This is a genomic window from Burkholderia sp. FL-7-2-10-S1-D7 (assembly GCF_001524185.1).
GTDB lineage: Bacteria > Pseudomonadota > Gammaproteobacteria > Burkholderiales > Burkholderiaceae > Burkholderia > Burkholderia diffusa.
On sequence record NZ_LOWY01000074.1, the window covers coordinates 22,638 to 39,276 of the forward strand.

The following is a 16,639-nucleotide window of genomic DNA, read 5'->3' on the forward strand; positions in this document are numbered from 1 at the left end:
CTCCTCAGCGAGACCGATTGTCAGAGTTCGCCCGAGCGGATCAGCCCGACGGCGATGCCTTCCAGCGCAAACTCCGCGCTGCCGGCCTTGACGAAGATATTTTCGTAATCCGGGTTCTCCGCGATCAGCTCGAGGCCGCCGGGCCGGCGCATCAGGCGCTTGACCGTGACGTCGTCGCCGAGACGCGCGACGATGATCTGACCGTCCTTCGCTTCCGTGCGCTTTTGCACGGCGAGGAGGTCGCCATCGAGAATGCCGGCGTCGCGCATCGACAGGCCGCGCACCTTCAGCAGGTAATCGGGCTTGCTGGTGAACAGCGCGGGATCGCACGCGTAATGCTGCGAGATGTGCTCCTGCGCGAGGATCGGGCTACCGGCCGCCACGCGGCCGACGAGCGGCAGCGACAGTTGCATCAGGCCGGCGTGCGGCAGCGTGAACTGGTGCGGGGCGTCGTCGATGCCGAGCAGGCGGATGCCGCGCGACGCGCCGGCGGCCAGCTCGATCACGCCCTTGCGCGCCAGCGCACGGAGGTGTTCCTCGGCCGCGTTCGGCGAGCTGAAACCCAGCTCTGCCGCAATCTCGGCGCGCGTGGGCGGGAAACCGGAGCGCTCGATCGCGCGGCGGATCAAGTCGAACACTTGCTGCTGACGGGCGGTGAGTTTGGTCATGGCTTAACTGTATGGATAGACAGTGAGCTGTATTTTTATACAGTACTTCGCGAATTTCAAGTGTTACTTGAGGTTCGACGCGATCACGCCGGTTCCGGCGCGATTTCGCGACGTCCTGACGCCGGTTTGTCTGCCGCAACCGTCCGTCCCGTCTGCGTTAGCACTTTTGAGTATTAAAAAATGAAGAACGATTATTTTTAATCATGTAACCCGTTCGTTAGACTGGCCCGACATCGCAATACCGACAACACTGGAGAACCAAGGATGGGCAAGCGCAATACGGGGCTGGTGGGCGGAGTGGGCCGCCTGATCGCAACACTCGCGCTGGGCGCGGCGGCGGCGCTGGGCGTCGCGACGCACGCCCAGGCCGATGTGACGTTCCTGAACGTGTCCTACGACCCGACGCGTGAGCTGTATCAGGACTTCAATCAGGCGTTCGGCAAGGAGTGGAAGGCGAAGACGGGCGAGACGGTCAACTTCAAGCAGTCGCACGGCGGCTCGGGCGCGCAGGCGCGCTCGGTGCTCGACGGCCTGCAGGCCGACGTCGTGACGCTCGCGCTCGCCTACGACATCGACGCGCTCGCCAACAAGGGCCTGGTCAACAAGGACTGGCAGAAGCGCTTGCCCGACAACGCATCGCCGTACACGTCGACGATCGTGTTCCTCGTGCGCAAGGGTAATCCGAAGGGCATCAAGGACTGGGACGACCTGACCAAGCCGGGCGTCTCGATCGTCACGCCGAACCCGAAGACGTCGGGCGGCGCGCGCTGGAACTACCTGGCCGCGTGGGCGTATGCGGTGCACAAGCCGGGCGGCAACGAGCAGACGGCGAAGGAATTCGTCACGAAGCTGTACAAGAACGCGGGCGTGCTCGATTCCGGCGCGCGCGGCGCGACGACGAGCTTCGTGCAGCGCGGAATCGGCGACGTGCTGATCGCATGGGAAAACGAGGCATTCCTGTCGGTCAAGGAATTCGGCACCGACAAGTTCGAGATCGTCGTGCCGTCGGTGAGCATCCTGGCCGAACCGCCCGTCGCGGTGGTCGACAAGGTGGTGGACAAGAAGGGCACGCGCAAGCTGGCCGACGCGTACCTGAACTTCCTGTACAGCCCGCAGGGCCAGGAGATCGCGGCGCGCAACTACTACCGGCCGCGTTCGAAGAACGTGCCGGCGGAGCTGACGAAGCAGTTCCCGAAGCTGAAGCTGTACACGGTCGACGACACGTTCGGCGGCTGGACGAATGCGCAGAAGACGCATTTCGCGGACGGCGGCGTGTTCGATTCGATCTACAAGCCGCAGTAACGCCACGCAGCAAGCCATAACGACAGCGGCGCGCCACGAGAGCGCGCCGCATCCCCGACGGGCCGCCGGCGCAATGCATCGCGCCGGCGGTTTGCGTCGGACCCATGAGCAGCATCGACCCAGCAAGAGCATCCGATGACGACGTACACCTTTCGCAAGCCGAGCGCGCTGCCCGGTTTCGGCGTGACGCTCGGCATCACGGTGGCTTATTTGAGCCTCGTGGTGCTGATTCCGCTCGCCGCCACGTTCATGAAGACCGCGACGCTGTCGTGGGACCAGTTCGTCACCGCCGTCACGTCGCCGCGCGTGCTCGCGTCGTACCGGCTGACGTTCTCCGCCGCGCTCGGCGGCGCATTGATCAACGCCGTGTTCGGCTTTCTCGTCGCGTGGGTGCTCGTGCGCTACACGTTCCCGTTCAAGCGCCTCGTCGATGCGATCGTCGACCTGCCGTTCGCGCTGCCGACGTCGGTCGCCGGCATCTCGCTTGCCGCGGTCTATGCGACCAACGGGTGGGTCGGCCAGTATCTCGCGCCGTTCGGCATCAAGATCGCGTTCACGCCGGTCGGCGTGCTGGTGGCGCTGACCTTCATCGGGCTGCCGTTCGTCGTGCGCACCGTGCAGCCGGTGCTCGAGGATTTCGAGCGCGAACAGGAAGAGGCCGCCGCGTGCCTCGGCGCATCGCGCTGGCTGACGTTCCGCCGCGTCGTGTTGCCGGCCGTGCTGCCGGCGCTGCTTACCGGCTTCGCGCTGGCGTTCGCGCGCGCGCTCGGCGAGTACGGGTCGGTCATCTTCATCGCCGGCAACGTGCCAATGAAATCCGAGATCACGTCGCTGCTGATCATCACCAAGCTCGAGCAGTACGACTATGCGGGCGCGACCGCGCTGGCGGTCGTGATGCTGGTCGTGTCGTTCCTGATGCTGCTGTTGATCAACTCGCTGCAGTGGTATCTCCAGCGCCGCACGAGCAAGGGCGCGAGCGGCCCCGCGCCGGCGACCGTCACCGTCGCCGCCGCAGCAGGAGGCCAGCAATGAACCAGGAGGCCACCGTCGTGCTGAAAACCCCGCCGTCGGCCGCGCAAGGGCGTGCGGCGAATCGGCTCGACCCCGTCAGCGAGTCGCGTGTCGTGCGCTGGCTGCTCACGGGCATCGCGCTGGCGTTCCTCGCGTTCTTCCTCGTCGTGCCGCTCGCCGCGGTGTTCTTCGAGGCGCTGCGCAAGGGCGTCGGCTTCTATCTCGAATCGCTCGCCGATCCCGACGCATGGTCGGCGATCAAGCTGACGCTGACCGTCGCCGCGATCGCGGTGCCGTTGAACCTCGTGTTCGGCGTATGCGCATCGTGGGCGATCGCGAAGTTCGAATTCCGCGGCAAGGCGTTGCTGACCACGCTGATCGACCTGCCGTTCTCCGTGTCGCCGGTGATCTCGGGTCTCGTCTACGTGCTGCTGTTCGGCGCGCAGGGCTGGCTCGGGCCGTGGCTGCAGGATCACGACGTGCAGATCATCTTCGCGGTGCCGGGCATCGTGCTCGCGACGATCTTCGTCACGTTCCCGTTCGTCGCGCGCGAGCTGATCCCGTTGATGCAGGCGCAGGGCACCGACGAGGAGGAGGCCGCGCGCGTGCTCGGCGCGTCGGGCTGGCAGATCTTCCGGCGCGTGACGCTGCCGAACGTGAAGTGGGGCCTGCTGTACGGCGTGATCCTGTGCAATGCGCGCGCGATGGGCGAATTCGGTGCGGTGTCGGTCGTGTCCGGCCACATCCGCGGCGTGACCGACACGATGCCGCTGCACGTCGAGATCCTGTACAACGAATACAACTTCGCGGCGGCGTTCGCGGTGGCGTCGGTGCTGGCGCTGCTCGCGCTCGTCACGCTCGCGCTGAAGCTGCTCGCCGAACGTCACCTCGCCGCCGAGCTGGCCGGCGCACGCGACGACGTTCCCGCTCATGCCGGCCCCGTCGCCGCCATTTCGTCGAAATCGTAAAGAGGCAACCAGAATGGGTATCACCGTCCGTCACCTTCAGAAGCGCTTCGGCGATTTCACCGCACTCGACAACGTATCGCTCGACTTTCCGCCGGGCGAGCTCGTCGCGCTGCTCGGGCCGTCCGGCTGCGGCAAGACCACGCTGCTGCGCGTGATCGCGGGCCTCGAGCACGCGGACGCCGGCCAGGTCGTGCTGCAGGGCCTCGACGTCGCGTCGGTCGGCGCGCGCGATCGCCAGGTCGGCTTCGTGTTCCAGCATTACGCGCTGTTCCGCCACATGACCGTGTTCGAGAACGTCGCGTTCGGGCTGCGCGTGAAGCCGCGCCGCGAGCGGCCGTCGGAAGCCGTGATCCGCGACAAGGTGCACGAATTGCTGAAGCTCGTGCAGCTCGACTGGCTCGCGCAGCGCTATCCGTCCGAGCTGTCGGGCGGCCAGCGCCAGCGGATCGCGCTGGCCCGCGCGCTCGCGGTCGAGCCGAAGGTGCTGTTGCTCGACGAGCCGTTCGGCGCGCTCGACGCGAAGGTGCGCAAGGAACTGCGCGGCTGGCTGCGCCGCCTGCACGACGATCTGCACATCTCGACGATCTTCGTCACGCACGACCAGGAGGAAGCGCTGGAAGTGGCCGACCGGATCGTCGTGCTGAACCGCGGTCACGTCGAGCAGGTCGGCAGCCCGCAGGATGTGTACGACCATCCGCAAAGCGCGTTCGTCTACGAGTTTCTCGGCGCGGCGAACCGGCTGCCGGGCACGGTCGCCGGACGCGGCTTCGTCGCCGAGGGCGCCGCTGCGCCGATCGAGGTCGACGCCGACTTCGCGGGCCCCGCGAACGCGTACGTGCGGCCGCACGACCTGCAGCTTTGGCCGGCCGGCGAAGGGCACCGGGACGGCATCGCGGTGGACGTGCGCCGCGTGATCCCGCTCGGCGGCTCGGTGCGGGTCGAACTCGAGGCACGCACGGGCGGCGCGCTCGAAGCGGAGCTCGATCGCGATGCGTGGCGTGCGCTCGCGCTGCAGGTCGGCGACGGCGCGACGGCCGTGCCGCGCGCGGTTCGCGTATTTCCCGCACACTGACGCCCATACACGGTAATGAGAAGAGGGCGGATACCGCCCCGGATCGACATTCGAACAACGACAGCCCAAGAGGCATACCCATGAATTTTCAGCAATTGCGTTTCGTGCGCGAAGCCGTGCGCCAGAACATGAACCTGACGGAAGTCGCTAACGTGCTGTACACGTCGCAGTCGGGCGTGTCGAAGCAGATCAAGGATCTCGAGGATGAACTGGGCGTCGACATCTTCATTCGGCGCGGCAAGCGGCTCACGGGGCTCACGGAGCCGGGCAAGGCCGTGCACCAGCTGATCGAGCGGATGCTGCTCGATGCGGAGAACTTGCGCCGCGTCGCGCGCCAGTTCGCGGACCAGGACAGCGGCCACCTCGTCGTCGCGACGACCCACACGCAGGCGCGCTATGCGCTGCCGAAGGTGATCCGCCAGTTCACCGAGGTGTTCCCGAAGGTGCATCTCGCGCTGCGCCAGGGTAGCCCGCAGCAGATCGCGCAAATGATCCTGAACGGCGAAGCCGATCTCGGCATCTCGACCGAGGCGCTCGATCGCTATCCGGATATCGTCACGTTCCCGTGCTATTCGTGGCACCACACGGTGGTCGTGCCGAAGGGGCATCCGCTCGTCGGCCGCGAAAACCTGACGCTCGACGAAATCGCCGAGTACCCGATCATCACGTATGACCAGGACTTCACGGGCCGCTCGCACATCGACCAGGCGTTCGCGCAGGCCGGCGCCGTGCCCGACGTCGTGCTGACCGCGATCGACGCGGACGTCATCAAGACCTACGTCGAGCTCGGGATGGGGATCGGTGTCGTCGCGGCGATGGCCTTCGATCCGCAACGCGACACCGGGCTCGTCGCGCTCGACACGCAGCACCTGTTCGAGGCGAGCACGACGCGCGTCGGGTTGCGCAAGGGCGCGTTCCTGCGCGCGTATGCATACCGGCTGATCGAGATGTTCGCGCCACACCTGAACGAAGCCGAAATCGCCGGGCTGCTGCGCGAAGCGGTCTGATCGAGCAAGTGATGTTTCGGGAGAGCAGCAGGCGCCCGCCGGGCGGCCGCGACGAAGCGGCGCCGCCGCACCCCGTGTAACGCGCCGCAATCGGAGCGCGCAATCGCGCACTCCGAATAAACCCTTAAATATTGATCAGACGGGTTGCGCGTCGACCCGAAACGGTACAGCATACCCCTCACTCCGCCGGCGTCCCCGCCGGCGGTGGCGCGTCGACGACAGCACGCGCCAGGCAGTCGGCCGTCTGCCTCGTTTCCATTCCTTGGTACCGACAAGCAGCATCGATGGCCAATGCCTGGGTAGTGTCGAGCAAACGTTTGCTCGCATTAAAACAACAGTCCGGCCCGTCGGGCCAGTCGCCAGGAGATATGTATGAATGTCCGCTTTCGCCGTCGCTTCCTGACCGCCGCGCTTGCCGCCGTCGCGGTCGCTGCCGCACCGGCCGTCCATGCCCAATCGGCAGGCAAGCCGAAGGTGGCGCTCGTGATGAAGTCGCTCGCCAACGAGTTCTTCCTGACGATGGAAAACGGCGCGAAGGAATATCAGAAGCACAACGCCGGCCAGTTCGATCTGATCACGAACGGGATCAAGGACGAGACCGACACCGCGAACCAGATCCGCATCGTCGAGCAGATGATCGTGTCGAAGGTCGATGCGATCGTGCTCGCGCCGGCCGATTCCAAGGCGCTCGTGCCGGTCGTGAAGAAGGCGGTCGACGCGGGCATCATCGTCGTGAACATCGACAACCGGCTCGATCCCGACGTGCTGAAGTCGAAGAACCTGAACGTGCCGTTCGTCGGCCCCGACAACCGCAAGGGCGCGCGCAAGATCGGCGACTACCTCGCGAAGCGGCTGAAGGCGGGCGACCAGGTCGGCATCATCGAAGGTGTGTCGACGACGACCAATGCGCAGCAGCGCACGGCCGGCTTCCAGGATGCGATGAAGGCGGGCGGGATGAAGGTCGTGTCGGTGCAGTCGGGCGAATGGGAGATCGACAAGGGCAATGCGGTCGCGTCCGCGATGCTGAACGAATACCCGAACCTGCGCGCGCTGCTGTGCGGCAACGACAACATGGCGATCGGCGCCGTGTCCGCCGTGCGCGCGGCCGGCAAGCAGGGCAAGGTGGCCGTGGTCGGCTACGACAACATCAACGCGATCAAGCCGATGCTGAAGGACGGCCGCGTGCTCGCGACGGCCGACCAGTACGCGGCGAAGCAGGCCGTATTCGGTATCGACACGGCGCTCAAGGCGATCGCCGAGCATCGCAAGCAGGCCGACATGTCCGGCGTGGTCGAGACGCCGGTGGATCTCGTGACGAAGTGACGCCGCGCCGGTGCGGCCGCCGCCCTCAAGAATCCGGCGCGGCGGCCGTTATCCGGTGTGAGCGCGATCACGGCCACTGCATGCACATGCACTAGTGAGCGTCACACCCGCGCGCCGCGTGCGCGCGGCCGCAACCAGGATCGCGATGGAACCGACCTTCCAACCCTCCCGTTCAGCTGTTCCCGTGCTGTCCGTCTCCGGCGTGGGCAAGACCTACGCCGAACCCGTGCTCGCCGACGTCACGCTGACGCTCGCGGCGGGTGAAGCGCTCGCGCTGACGGGCGAGAACGGCGCAGGAAAGAGTACGCTGTCGAAGATCATCGGCGGGCTCGTCGACCCGACGACCGGCACGATGCAGCTCGGCGGCCAGGCCTATGCGCCGGCGAGCCGCACGCAGGCCGAGGCGCTCGGCGTGCGCATGGTGATGCAGGAGCTGAACCTGCTGCCGACGCTGACGGTTGCCGAAAACCTGTTTCTGAACCGTCTGCCGCGGCGCTTCGGCATCATCGATCGCGCGCGGCTGCGCGACGATGCGCGTGCCGCGATGGCGCAGGTCGGGCTCGACGCGGTCGACCCCGATACGCCGGTCGGCGCGCTCGGCATCGGCCACCAGCAGATGGTCGAGATCGCGCGCAACCTGATCGGCGACTGCCGCGTGCTGATCCTCGACGAGCCGACCGCGATGCTGACCGCGCGCGAGGTCGAACTGCTGTTCGAGCAGATCGACCGGCTGAAGGCGCGCGGCGTGGCGATCGTCTACATCTCGCACCGGCTCGAGGAGCTCGCGCGCGTCGCCGAGCGCGTCGCGGTGCTGCGCGACGGCCGGCTCGTGCATGTCGGCGACATGGCCGCGACGACGTCCGACGGGCTCGTCACGCTGATGGTCGGGCGCGAGCTCGGCGAGCACATCGATCTCGGCGCGCGCCATCTCGGCGCGCCGCGACTCGTCGTGTCGGGCATGACGCGCGGCACGGCCGTGCAGGACGTGTCGCTCGAAGTGCGTTCGGGCGAGATCTTCGGCATCTCGGGGCTGATCGGCGCGGGGCGCACCGAGCTGCTGCGGCTGATCTACGGCGCAGATACGCCGGACGCCGGGATGATCGCGGTCGGCAATCCGCTGAAACCGGCGCACATCGGCTCGCCCGTCGACGCGGTGAGGCACGGCATCGCACTGATCACCGAGGACCGCAAGGGCGAAGGGCTGCTGCTGTCGCAGTCGGTCACGTCGAACGTGTCGCTCGGCCAGCTCGACCGGCTCGCGCGCGGCGGCATCGTCGATACGGCGCGCGAGACGGCGCTCGCCGAGCAGCAGATCGACGCGTTGCGGATCCGCACGCACGGCGCCGCGCAGGCGGTCGGCGAACTGTCGGGCGGCAACCAGCAGAAGGTCGTGATCGGCCGCTGGCTCGCGCGCGACATGGGCGTGCTGCTGTTCGACGAACCGACCCGCGGCATCGACGTCGGCGCCAAGTTCGAGATTTACACGCTGATGGGCGTGCTCGCGCGCGAGGGCCGTGCGCTGGTGGTCGTATCGAGCGACCTGCGCGAGCTGATGCTGATCTGCGACCGGATCGGCGTGATGTCGGCCGGCCGCATGACCGCCGTGTTCGAACGCGGCAACTGGACCCAGGATGCGCTGCTGGCCGCGGCGTTCGCCGGCTTCGGCCGCGCAGCGCTGCCGGACGGCGTGCGGCATCCGGATGCGGAAGGCGCGCCGCGCGCGGCTTCCGGCACTTCGACCACAGGACGACAGCAATGACCCAGCCTCCCGTATCCCCGAGCGACGCAGGCGCGCAGCAGACCGCGACGGGGCGCCGCGCGCGCACGCTGTCCGGCACGCGGCTCGGCGTGTCGAACTATCTCGGGCTCGCCGGCGCGCTCGCCGCGATGATCGCGCTGTTCTCGGCGCTGAGTTCGCATTTCCTGACCTACGATACGTTCAGTACGATCGCGAACCAGATTCCCGATCTCGTCGTGATGTCGGTCGGGATGACCTTCGTGCTGATCATCGCCGGCATCGACCTGTCGGTCGGCTCGGTGCTCGCGCTGGCCGCGTCGATGGTCAGCGTGGCCGCGCTGAAATGGCAGTGGGGGCCGCTGCCGGCCGCGCTGATCGGGATCGCGGTCGCGACCGCGACGGGCTCGCTGACGGGCGCGATCACGGTCGGCTGGCGGATTCCGTCGTTCATCGTGTCGCTCGGCGTGCTCGAGGCCGCGCGCGGCGTCGCCTACCAGCTGACGAATTCGCGCACGGCCTACATCGGCGACGCGTTCGATTTCCTGTCGAATCCGATCGCGCTGGGCATCTCGCCGGCGTTCCTGATCGCGGTCGCAGTGATGATCGCGGCACAGTTCGTCCTCACGCGCACCGTGTTCGGACGCTATCTCGTCGGGATCGGCACGAACGAAGAGGCGGTACGGCTTGCCGGGGTTAACCCGCGTCCGTATAAAATCCTCGTATTCGCATTGATGGGCGCGCTCGCAGGGCTCGCGTCGCTGTTCCAGATCTCGCGGCTCGAGGCCGCCGATCCGAACGCGGGCGCGGGCGTCGAGCTGCAGGTGATCGCAGCCGTCGTGATCGGCGGCACGAGCCTGATGGGCGGGCGCGGTTCGGTGATCAGCACGTTCTTCGGTGTGTTGATCATCTCCGTGCTGGCGGCGGGGCTGGCGCAGATCGGCGCGAACGAGCCGACCAAACGGATCATCACCGGGGCGGTGATCGTGGTCGCAGTCGTGCTCGACACGTATCGCAGCCGGCGCGCGCGCGCGCGATAGAACTACTACACGGAAAGCAGACCAGAGAGAAACGGGAAATGGCGACGATCAAGGATGTGGCAGCCATGGCGGGCGTGTCGTTTACGACCGTCTCGCACGTGGTGAACAATTCGCGGCCGGTGTCCGCGGATGTGCGTGCGAAGGTCGAAGGTGCGATCCGCGAGCTGAATTACGTACCATCGGCCGTGGCGCGCTCGCTGAAGGCGCGCTCGACGGCGACCATCGGCCTCGTCGTGCCGAACAGCACGAATCCGTACTTCGCGGAGCTTGCGCGCGGCATCGAGGACCAGTGCGCGGCCAACGGCTATTGCGTGTTCTTCTGCAACTCGGACGACGATCCCGTGAAGCAGCGCAACTACCTGCGCGTGCTGCAGGAAAAGCGCATCGACGGGCTGATCGTCGCATCGGCCGGCGAGGACACGGTGCTCGCGCAGACACTCGCGGACGCGCATGCGCCGCTCGTCGTCGTCGACCGCAACATCGAGGGGCTTGCGGCCGACCTCGTGCAGATCGACCACGAACGCGGCGCCTACCTGGCGACGCGTCACCTGCTCGAACTCGGGCACGCGAAGATCGGCTGCATCACCGGGCCGACCGAGACGGCCGTCAGCGCGATGCGCGTGCACGGCTTCATCCGCGCGATGGCCGAGCGCGGGATCGACATCGTGCCGGGCGCGATCGCGGAAAGCGATTTTTCGTGCCTCGGCGGCTACCACGCGGCATCGCGGCTGTTCGAGTCGGTGCATCCCAGCGCGATTTTCGCGGGCAACGACCTGATGGGCGTCGGCGCGCTGCGCGCGGCGGCCGAGCGCGGCATGCGCGTGCCGGACGACTGCTCGATCATCGGCTTCGACGACATCGAATTCTCCCGTTACACATACCCGGCGCTGTCGACGGTCGGCCAGTCGGTGCGCGCGCTCGGCGAAATGGCCGCGCAAACGCTGATCGAGCGGATCGGCGGCGGTTCGACGGCCGCGCCGAGTCGTCGTCGCGTCGTGTCGCCGCGTCTCGTGCTGCGCGAATCGACGGCGGTCTACCGCGAGCCGCCCGCGCCGGGCGGCCGCCCATGACGGCGCGTGCGGCGGGCGCCGGCCGCGTGACGGTGGTCGGCAGCCTCAACATGGATCTCGTCGTGCGTGCGCCGCGGCTGCCGCTGCCGGGCGAAACGCTCGCCGGGCACGCGTTCGCGCAGGCGGCGGGCGGCAAGGGCGGCAACCAGGCCGTTGCCGCCGCCCGGCTCGGCGCGCAGGTCGCGATGATCGGCTGCGTCGGCGCGGACGCGCACGGCGCGGCACTGCGCGCCGGCCTCGACGCCGAGGGCATCGACTGCACGGGGCTCGCGACGAGCGCGTCGGCGTCGACCGGCGTCGCGCTGATCGTCGTCGACGACGCGAGCCAGAACGCGATCGTGATCGTCGCGGGCGGCAATGGCGAAGTGACGACCGATACGGTGGCGCGGCACGAGGCCGCGCTCGCCGCGACAGACGTGCTGATCTGCCAGCTCGAGACGCCGCCGGACGCCGTGTTCGCGGCGCTGTCGGCCGGGCGGCGGCTTGGCCGCACCGTGGTGCTCAATCCGGCGCCGGCCGTCGCGCCGCTGCCGGACGGCTGGCTGCCGCTGGTCGATTACCTGATCCCGAACGAAGTGGAGGCGGCCGCGCTGACCGGGCTGCCGGTGCGCAATCCGGACGAGGCGGAAGCCGCAGCGCGTGCGCTGCACGAGGCCGGCGCGCGCAACGTGCTGATCACGCTCGGCGCGCGCGGCGTGTTCGCGCTGACGGCCGACGGCGTGGCGCGCCATTATCCGGCACCCGTCGTCAAGGCCGTCGACACGACCGCGGCCGGCGATACCTTCATCGGCGGATTCGCCGCGCGGCTCGCGGCAGGCGAGGCCATCGACACGGCCATCCGCTTCGCGCAACGCGCGGCGGCGTTGTCGGTCACGCGCGCCGGCGCGCAGCCGTCGATTCCCACCCTCGCCGAACTGGCCGAATAGGGCTGGATCGCGCATCTCGGCCGGCGCGTGCGCAAGCACGGGCCGGCCATCTTTCCCCGATTTCCCGATCACGATGCTTGCCACGCGATTTCGCGATGCGCGCCTGCGATGTTTCGACCCTATTGTTCGCCATTGTGTAATGGACTAATGAATTGTTAAAAAAATTGATGTGAATACCATCAAGCTGCGCAACATCCGGTCGTAAATACACCAGGACGAAACACCGTTTCGAAAAACGGGCCTGGCCCGTTCATGACGACGCAATACAGGAAGAATGATGGTGATCGGAAACCTGACGATACGTGCGCGCATCGGTTTGACGATGGCGTTTCTCGCGGTACTGCTGGGCGTGATCGGCGTGCTGGGCGTGTACGGTATGACGCGCGCGAACGACGCGACGCGCGAGATTTTCACGAACCAGATGCCGAGCGCGGTCGACGTGGCCGTTGCCGAAATGTACGCGGCGCGCGAGCGCCTGGCGCTCGATCGCGCCGCGCTGCTGGCGGGGACGCCCGAATCGGCTGCCTCGGTGGAGCGTAGCCGCGCGATGCGCGCGCAGTCCGACGAGTGGTGGAAAAAGTACCTCGCGCTGCCGCGCGATGCGGAGGAGGATCGTCTCGCGCAGGACGTCGCCGCGAAGCGGCAGGCGCTACAACGCAGTTGCGACACGTTCGGCGGCATTGTCGCGACGGGCGACCACGACCGGATCGGCGAGGGCGCCAAGCAGCTCCAGGTGCTTTACAACGATCTCGCGGTTTCGAGCGAGGCGCTGCGCAATTTCCAGTTCACCGCCGCGCAGTCGGGCTTCGATCATTCGGAATCGACGTTCGACACGCTGCGCTTGCTGTCGATCGTCCTGCTGGCGGCTGGTCTGGTTGCCGCGGTGCTGTCGTGGTTGACGCTCAGTCGTGCGATCGGCCGTCCGCTCGCGGACGCGCTCGCGCATTTCGACGCGATCGCCGCGGGCGACCTGCGCCGCTCGATCGTGGTGCATCGGCGTGACGAAATGGGCCAGCTTCTCGACGGCCTCGCGAAGATGCAGCGCGGGCTGGTCGACACGGTGCGCACCGTGCGCGGCGGCAGCGAATCGATCGCGACCGCGGCCCGCCAGATCGCCGCCGGCAACATCGACCTGTCGTCGCGCACGGAAGAGCAGGCGTCCGCGCTGCAGGAAACCGCATCGAGCATGGAGCAGCTGACCGGCACCGTGAAGCAGAACGCGGACAATGCGCGGCAGGCAAGCGCGCTGGCCGCGAACGCGTCGGAGATTGCAAACAAGGGAAATACGGTGGTCAGCCAGGTGGTCGGCACGATGGGCGAGATCAACGACAGCTCGGCGAAGATCGCGGACATCATCGCGATCATCGAGGGCATCGCGTTCCAGACCAACATTCTGGCGCTGAACGCGGCCGTCGAAGCTGCGCGCGCCGGCGAGGAAGGCCGCGGCTTCGCGGTCGTCGCGGGTGAGGTGCGCAGCCTCGCGCAGCGTTCGTCGAGCGCGGCCAAGGAGATCAAGGCGTTGATCGACGCGTCGGTGGAGCGTATCCGGACGGGCTCGACGCTGGTCGACGAAGCGGGCCGCACGATGAGCGACGTGATCGGCGCGGTGCAGCGCGTGACGGACATCATGGGCGAGATCGCGGCGGCGTCCGAGGAGCAGAGCGGCGGCATCGACCAGGTCGCGCGCGCGGTCGCGCAGATGGACGAGGTCACGCAGCAGAACGCCGCGCTCGTCGAGGAGGCGGCGGCCGCCGCGCAATCGCTCGATGAGCAGGCCGCGCGCCTGCGCGAAACGGCGTCGGTGTTCCGGATCGATGACGATGCGGCAGCGCCGGTCGCCGCCGCTGCGCGTCAGGCGCCGCGCGCGGTGGCCGCACCGGCTGTCGTGCCGGTTTCGCCCTCCGCACCGTCCTCGGCGCGCAACGACCGCGATGCAGCATCGAAGCGCGCGGCGCCGGCTCGCAAGCCGGCGGCCGCGGCTGCCGCACCCGCACCGGTGGCTGCCGGCGCGGACGACTGGGAAACGTTCTGAGTCGCGCGCGCCGCGCATCTATCCCCATTTGGTAGCACACGACGCCCGCGACATGCGGGCGTCGTCGTTTCGACGACCGATGAAATGTGACAGCGCGCGTGAACGTGCGTGCGTCGCTACGCGTTGCATGTGCGCATCCGCGCTACGGGTATCTCCGGACGATGCGAAAAAATTTTGTAACGGTGCGCGCGGCGTGTCGTCGAAAACGTCTGCTCGAACGTATAGGGATGAAGGGGGGAGTGAAGGGTGCGGCGACGACGGCGGAGGCATCCAACGTACGAGATGTTCCGATGCTCGACGAGACGTGGCGGATGCAGTTTGTGCGGCTCGGGAGATCGATTGTAAAGCGTCGAAATGCGTTGTCCAAGCGGTGTTGTCGAGAATGACGAACTTCATACGAAGAGTTCGTGAAAAAAAATAAGAAAGGGTTTAGGATGAATTCGAACGCGCTTGCTTCTGCGCAGTCATAGAAGGCAGGCACGTCTTCAGACTCAGGCGAGGGAGGTAGCATGGATATTTACAGCAGCTTCGCGAACCGCTTCGAAAAAACGCGAGAGGAAGAGTTCTCGCTGGAGGAGTACCTCGCGCTCTGCAAGAACGATCCGTCAGCGTACGCCACGGCCGGCGAACGCATGCTGGCTGCAATCGGGGAACCGGAACAAGTCGATACCCGCAACGACCCGCGCCTGTCGCGGATCTTCGCGAACAAGGTTATCAAGGTCTATCCCGCGTTCCGTGAGTTCTACGGAATGGAGGAAGTGATCGAGCAGGTGGTCGCGTACTTCCGCCACGCTGCGCAAGGGCTCGAGGAAAAGAAGCAGATCCTCTACCTGCTCGGCCCGGTGGGCGGCGGGAAGTCGTCGATCGCCGAGCGCCTGAAGCAACTGATGGAACGCGTGCCGTTCTATGCGCTGAAGGGTTCGCCCGTCAACGAATCGCCGCTCGGGCTGTTCGACTACGACGAGGACGGCCCGATCCTCGAAGAGCAATACGGCATTCCACGCCGCTACCTGAAGAGCATCCTGAGTCCGTGGGCCGTCAAGCGCCTGCACGAATACAACGGCGACATCCGCCAGTTCCGCGTGGTGCGCCGCTTTCCGTCGATCCTTCGGCAGATCGGCATCGCAAAGACGGAGCCTGGCGACGAGAACAACCAGGACATCTCGTCGCTCGTCGGCAAGGTCGACATCCGCAAGCTCGAACAGTACGCGCAGGACGATGCCGATGCGTACAGCTACTCGGGCGGCCTGTGCCTGGCGAACCAGGGCCTGCTCGAATTCGTCGAAATGTTCAAGGCGCCGATCAAGGTGCTGCACCCGCTGCTGACCGCGACGCAGGAAGGCAACTTCAAGGGCACCGAAGGATTCGGCGCGATTCCGTTCGACGGGGTGATTCTCGCGCACTCGAACGAGTCGGAGTGGAAGGCATTCCGCAACAACCGCAACAACGAGGCACTGCTCGACCGGATCTTCGTCGTGAAGGTGCCGTACTGCCTGCGCGTGTCGGAAGAGACGAAGATCTACGAGAAGCTGATCCGCAATTCGTCGCTGGCCGAAGCCGTGTGCGCGCCGGGAACGCTGAAGATGATGTCGCAGTTCTCGGTGCTGTCGCGCCTGCACGAGCCGGAGAATTCGAGCCTGTTCTCGAAGATGCAGGTGTATGACGGCGAAAATCTGAAGGACACCGATCCGAAGGCGAAGTCGTACCAGGAGTATCGCGACTACGCGGGCGTGGACGAAGGGATGACGGGCGTGTCGACACGCTTCGCGTTCAAGATCCTGTCGCGCGTGTTCAACTTCGATTCGAGCGAGGTCGCGGCGAACCCCGTGCACCTGATGTACGTGCTCGAACAGCAGATCGAACGCGAGCAGTTCCCGCCGGAGACCGAGCAGAAATACCTGTCGTTCGTGAAGGACGTGCTCGCGTCGCGCTATGCGGACTTCATCGGCAAGGAGATCCAGACGGCTTATCTCGAATCGTATTCGGAGTACGGGCAGAACATCTTCGACCGCTACGTCACGTATGCGGACTTCTGGATCCAGGATCAGGAATTCCGCGATCACGACACGGGCGAGAGCTTCGACCGCGCCGCGCTGAATGCGGAACTGGAGAAGATCGAGAAGCCGGCCGGGATCAGCAATCCGAAGGATTACCGCAACGAGATCGTGAACTTCGTGTTGCGCGCGCGGGCGGCGAACGCCGGGAAGAACCCCGTATGGACGAGCTACGAGAAGTTGCGCGTCGTGATCGAGAAGAAGATGTTCTCGAATACTGAGGAGCTGTTGCCGGTCATTTCGTTCAACGCGAAGGGGTCGGCGGAGGAGCAACGCAAGCATGAGGACTTTGTGAACCGGATGGTCGCGAAGGGCTATACGCCGAAGCAGGTGAGGCTGCTTTGCGACTGGTACCTGCGCGTGCGCAAGTCGTCATGACGCGCGCGGTACCGCGCCCGTACGGCGAGTCCGTACGGGCACCTTCAGAGGCG

At 66.6% G+C, this 16,639-nt stretch carries 13 protein-coding genes; 12 read left to right on the top strand and 1 reads right to left on the bottom strand.

The window, feature by feature from the left end; translation table 11 throughout:
- Positions 1-20: 20 nt before the first annotated feature.
- Entirely contained in the window at positions 21-668 is a 648-nt protein-coding gene (gene lexA / locus WS75_RS22495) for a transcriptional repressor LexA (RefSeq protein WP_006754655.1), read from the bottom strand.
- 264 nt (positions 669-932) lie between these two features.
- Here lexA and WS75_RS22500 point away from each other — a divergent pair, with 264 nt between their 5' ends.
- The 12 genes from WS75_RS22500 to WS75_RS22555 all read left to right on the top strand — a co-directional run bounded on the left by WS75_RS22500 (position 933) and on the right by WS75_RS22555 (position 16,586).
- Positions 933-1,970 (top strand): sulfate ABC transporter substrate-binding protein, encoded by a 1,038-nt coding sequence (locus WS75_RS22500; RefSeq protein ID WP_059683281.1) that lies wholly within the window; start codon positions 933-935, stop codon positions 1,968-1,970.
- 135 nt (positions 1,971-2,105) lie between these two features.
- On the top strand, positions 2,106-3,002 hold the full coding sequence (gene cysT / locus WS75_RS22505) for a sulfate ABC transporter permease subunit CysT (RefSeq protein ID WP_059683283.1): 897 nt from the start codon (positions 2,106-2,108) through the stop codon (positions 3,000-3,002).
- Positions 2,999-3,949: a sulfate ABC transporter permease subunit CysW gene (gene cysW, locus WS75_RS22510; protein ID WP_059683285.1), complete on the top strand. Its 951-nt coding sequence runs from the start codon at positions 2,999-3,001 to the stop codon at positions 3,947-3,949. Before cysT ends, cysW begins: the two co-directional genes overlap by 4 nt.
- A 13-nt stretch (positions 3,950-3,962) precedes the next feature.
- The gene (locus tag WS75_RS22515) at positions 3,963-5,021 is read left to right on the top strand and encodes a sulfate/molybdate ABC transporter ATP-binding protein (RefSeq protein ID WP_059683287.1); all 1,059 of its coding nucleotides are present in this window, start codon (positions 3,963-3,965) and stop codon (positions 5,019-5,021) included.
- Positions 5,022-5,101: 80 nt separating this feature from the next.
- Positions 5,102-6,028 (top strand): CysB family HTH-type transcriptional regulator, encoded by a 927-nt coding sequence (locus tag WS75_RS22520; protein ID WP_044843605.1) that lies wholly within the window; start codon positions 5,102-5,104, stop codon positions 6,026-6,028.
- 372 nt (positions 6,029-6,400) lie between these two features.
- Complete coding sequence (locus WS75_RS22525) at positions 6,401-7,351, top strand: sugar ABC transporter substrate-binding protein (RefSeq protein ID WP_059683289.1); 951 nt, start codon at positions 6,401-6,403, stop codon at positions 7,349-7,351.
- Positions 7,352-7,496: 145 nt separating this feature from the next.
- Positions 7,497-9,110 carry a sugar ABC transporter ATP-binding protein gene (locus WS75_RS22530; RefSeq protein ID WP_059683291.1) on the top strand — a complete coding sequence of 538 codons (1,614 nt, stop codon included), beginning with the start codon at positions 7,497-7,499 and terminating at the stop codon, positions 9,108-9,110.
- Positions 9,107-10,126: an ABC transporter permease gene (locus WS75_RS22535; RefSeq protein WP_059683293.1), complete on the top strand. Its 1,020-nt coding sequence runs from the start codon at positions 9,107-9,109 to the stop codon at positions 10,124-10,126. The genes WS75_RS22530 and WS75_RS22535 overlap by 4 nt, the downstream gene beginning before the upstream one ends.
- A 38-nt stretch (positions 10,127-10,164) precedes the next feature.
- A complete protein-coding gene (locus WS75_RS22540) occupies positions 10,165-11,196 on the top strand; it encodes a LacI family DNA-binding transcriptional regulator (protein WP_059683295.1) in 1,032 nt (343 codons plus the stop codon).
- Positions 11,193-12,122, top strand: coding sequence for a ribokinase (gene rbsK / locus WS75_RS22545; protein ID WP_059683297.1), 930 nt, complete (start codon positions 11,193-11,195; stop codon positions 12,120-12,122). The genes WS75_RS22540 and rbsK overlap by 4 nt, the downstream gene beginning before the upstream one ends.
- 277 nt (positions 12,123-12,399) lie before the next feature.
- Positions 12,400-14,154, top strand: a complete 1,755-nt coding sequence (locus WS75_RS22550) for a methyl-accepting chemotaxis protein (RefSeq protein ID WP_059683300.1) — start codon at positions 12,400-12,402, stop codon at positions 14,152-14,154.
- Positions 14,155-14,663: 509 nt separating this feature from the next.
- Positions 14,664-16,586 (top strand): PrkA family serine protein kinase, encoded by a 1,923-nt coding sequence (locus WS75_RS22555; protein WP_059524460.1) that lies wholly within the window; start codon positions 14,664-14,666, stop codon positions 16,584-16,586.
- Positions 16,587-16,639: the final 53 nt, after the last annotated feature.

What these genes read in the sequence shown, in the direction of transcription:
- lexA (WP_006754655.1), bottom strand. Translation starts at nt 668, where the DNA reads ATGACCAAACTCACCGCCCGTCAGCAGCAAGTGTTCGACTTGATCCGC.
- WS75_RS22500 (WP_059683281.1), top strand. Translation starts at nt 933, where the DNA reads ATGGGCAAGCGCAATACGGGGCTGGTGGGCGGAGTGGGCCGCCTGATC.
- cysT (WP_059683283.1), top strand. Translation starts at nt 2,106, where the DNA reads ATGACGACGTACACCTTTCGCAAGCCGAGCGCGCTGCCCGGTTTCGGC.
- cysW (WP_059683285.1), top strand. Translation starts at nt 2,999, where the DNA reads ATGAACCAGGAGGCCACCGTCGTGCTGAAAACCCCGCCGTCGGCCGCG.
- WS75_RS22515 (WP_059683287.1), top strand. Translation starts at nt 3,963, where the DNA reads ATGGGTATCACCGTCCGTCACCTTCAGAAGCGCTTCGGCGATTTCACC.
- WS75_RS22520 (WP_044843605.1), top strand. Translation starts at nt 5,102, where the DNA reads ATGAATTTTCAGCAATTGCGTTTCGTGCGCGAAGCCGTGCGCCAGAAC.
- WS75_RS22525 (WP_059683289.1), top strand. Translation starts at nt 6,401, where the DNA reads ATGAATGTCCGCTTTCGCCGTCGCTTCCTGACCGCCGCGCTTGCCGCC.
- WS75_RS22530 (WP_059683291.1), top strand. Translation starts at nt 7,497, where the DNA reads ATGGAACCGACCTTCCAACCCTCCCGTTCAGCTGTTCCCGTGCTGTCC.
- WS75_RS22535 (WP_059683293.1), top strand. Translation starts at nt 9,107, where the DNA reads ATGACCCAGCCTCCCGTATCCCCGAGCGACGCAGGCGCGCAGCAGACC.
- WS75_RS22540 (WP_059683295.1), top strand. Translation starts at nt 10,165, where the DNA reads ATGGCGACGATCAAGGATGTGGCAGCCATGGCGGGCGTGTCGTTTACG.
- rbsK (WP_059683297.1), top strand. Translation starts at nt 11,193, where the DNA reads ATGACGGCGCGTGCGGCGGGCGCCGGCCGCGTGACGGTGGTCGGCAGC.
- WS75_RS22550 (WP_059683300.1), top strand. Translation starts at nt 12,400, where the DNA reads ATGGTGATCGGAAACCTGACGATACGTGCGCGCATCGGTTTGACGATG.
- WS75_RS22555 (WP_059524460.1), top strand. Translation starts at nt 14,664, where the DNA reads ATGGATATTTACAGCAGCTTCGCGAACCGCTTCGAAAAAACGCGAGAG.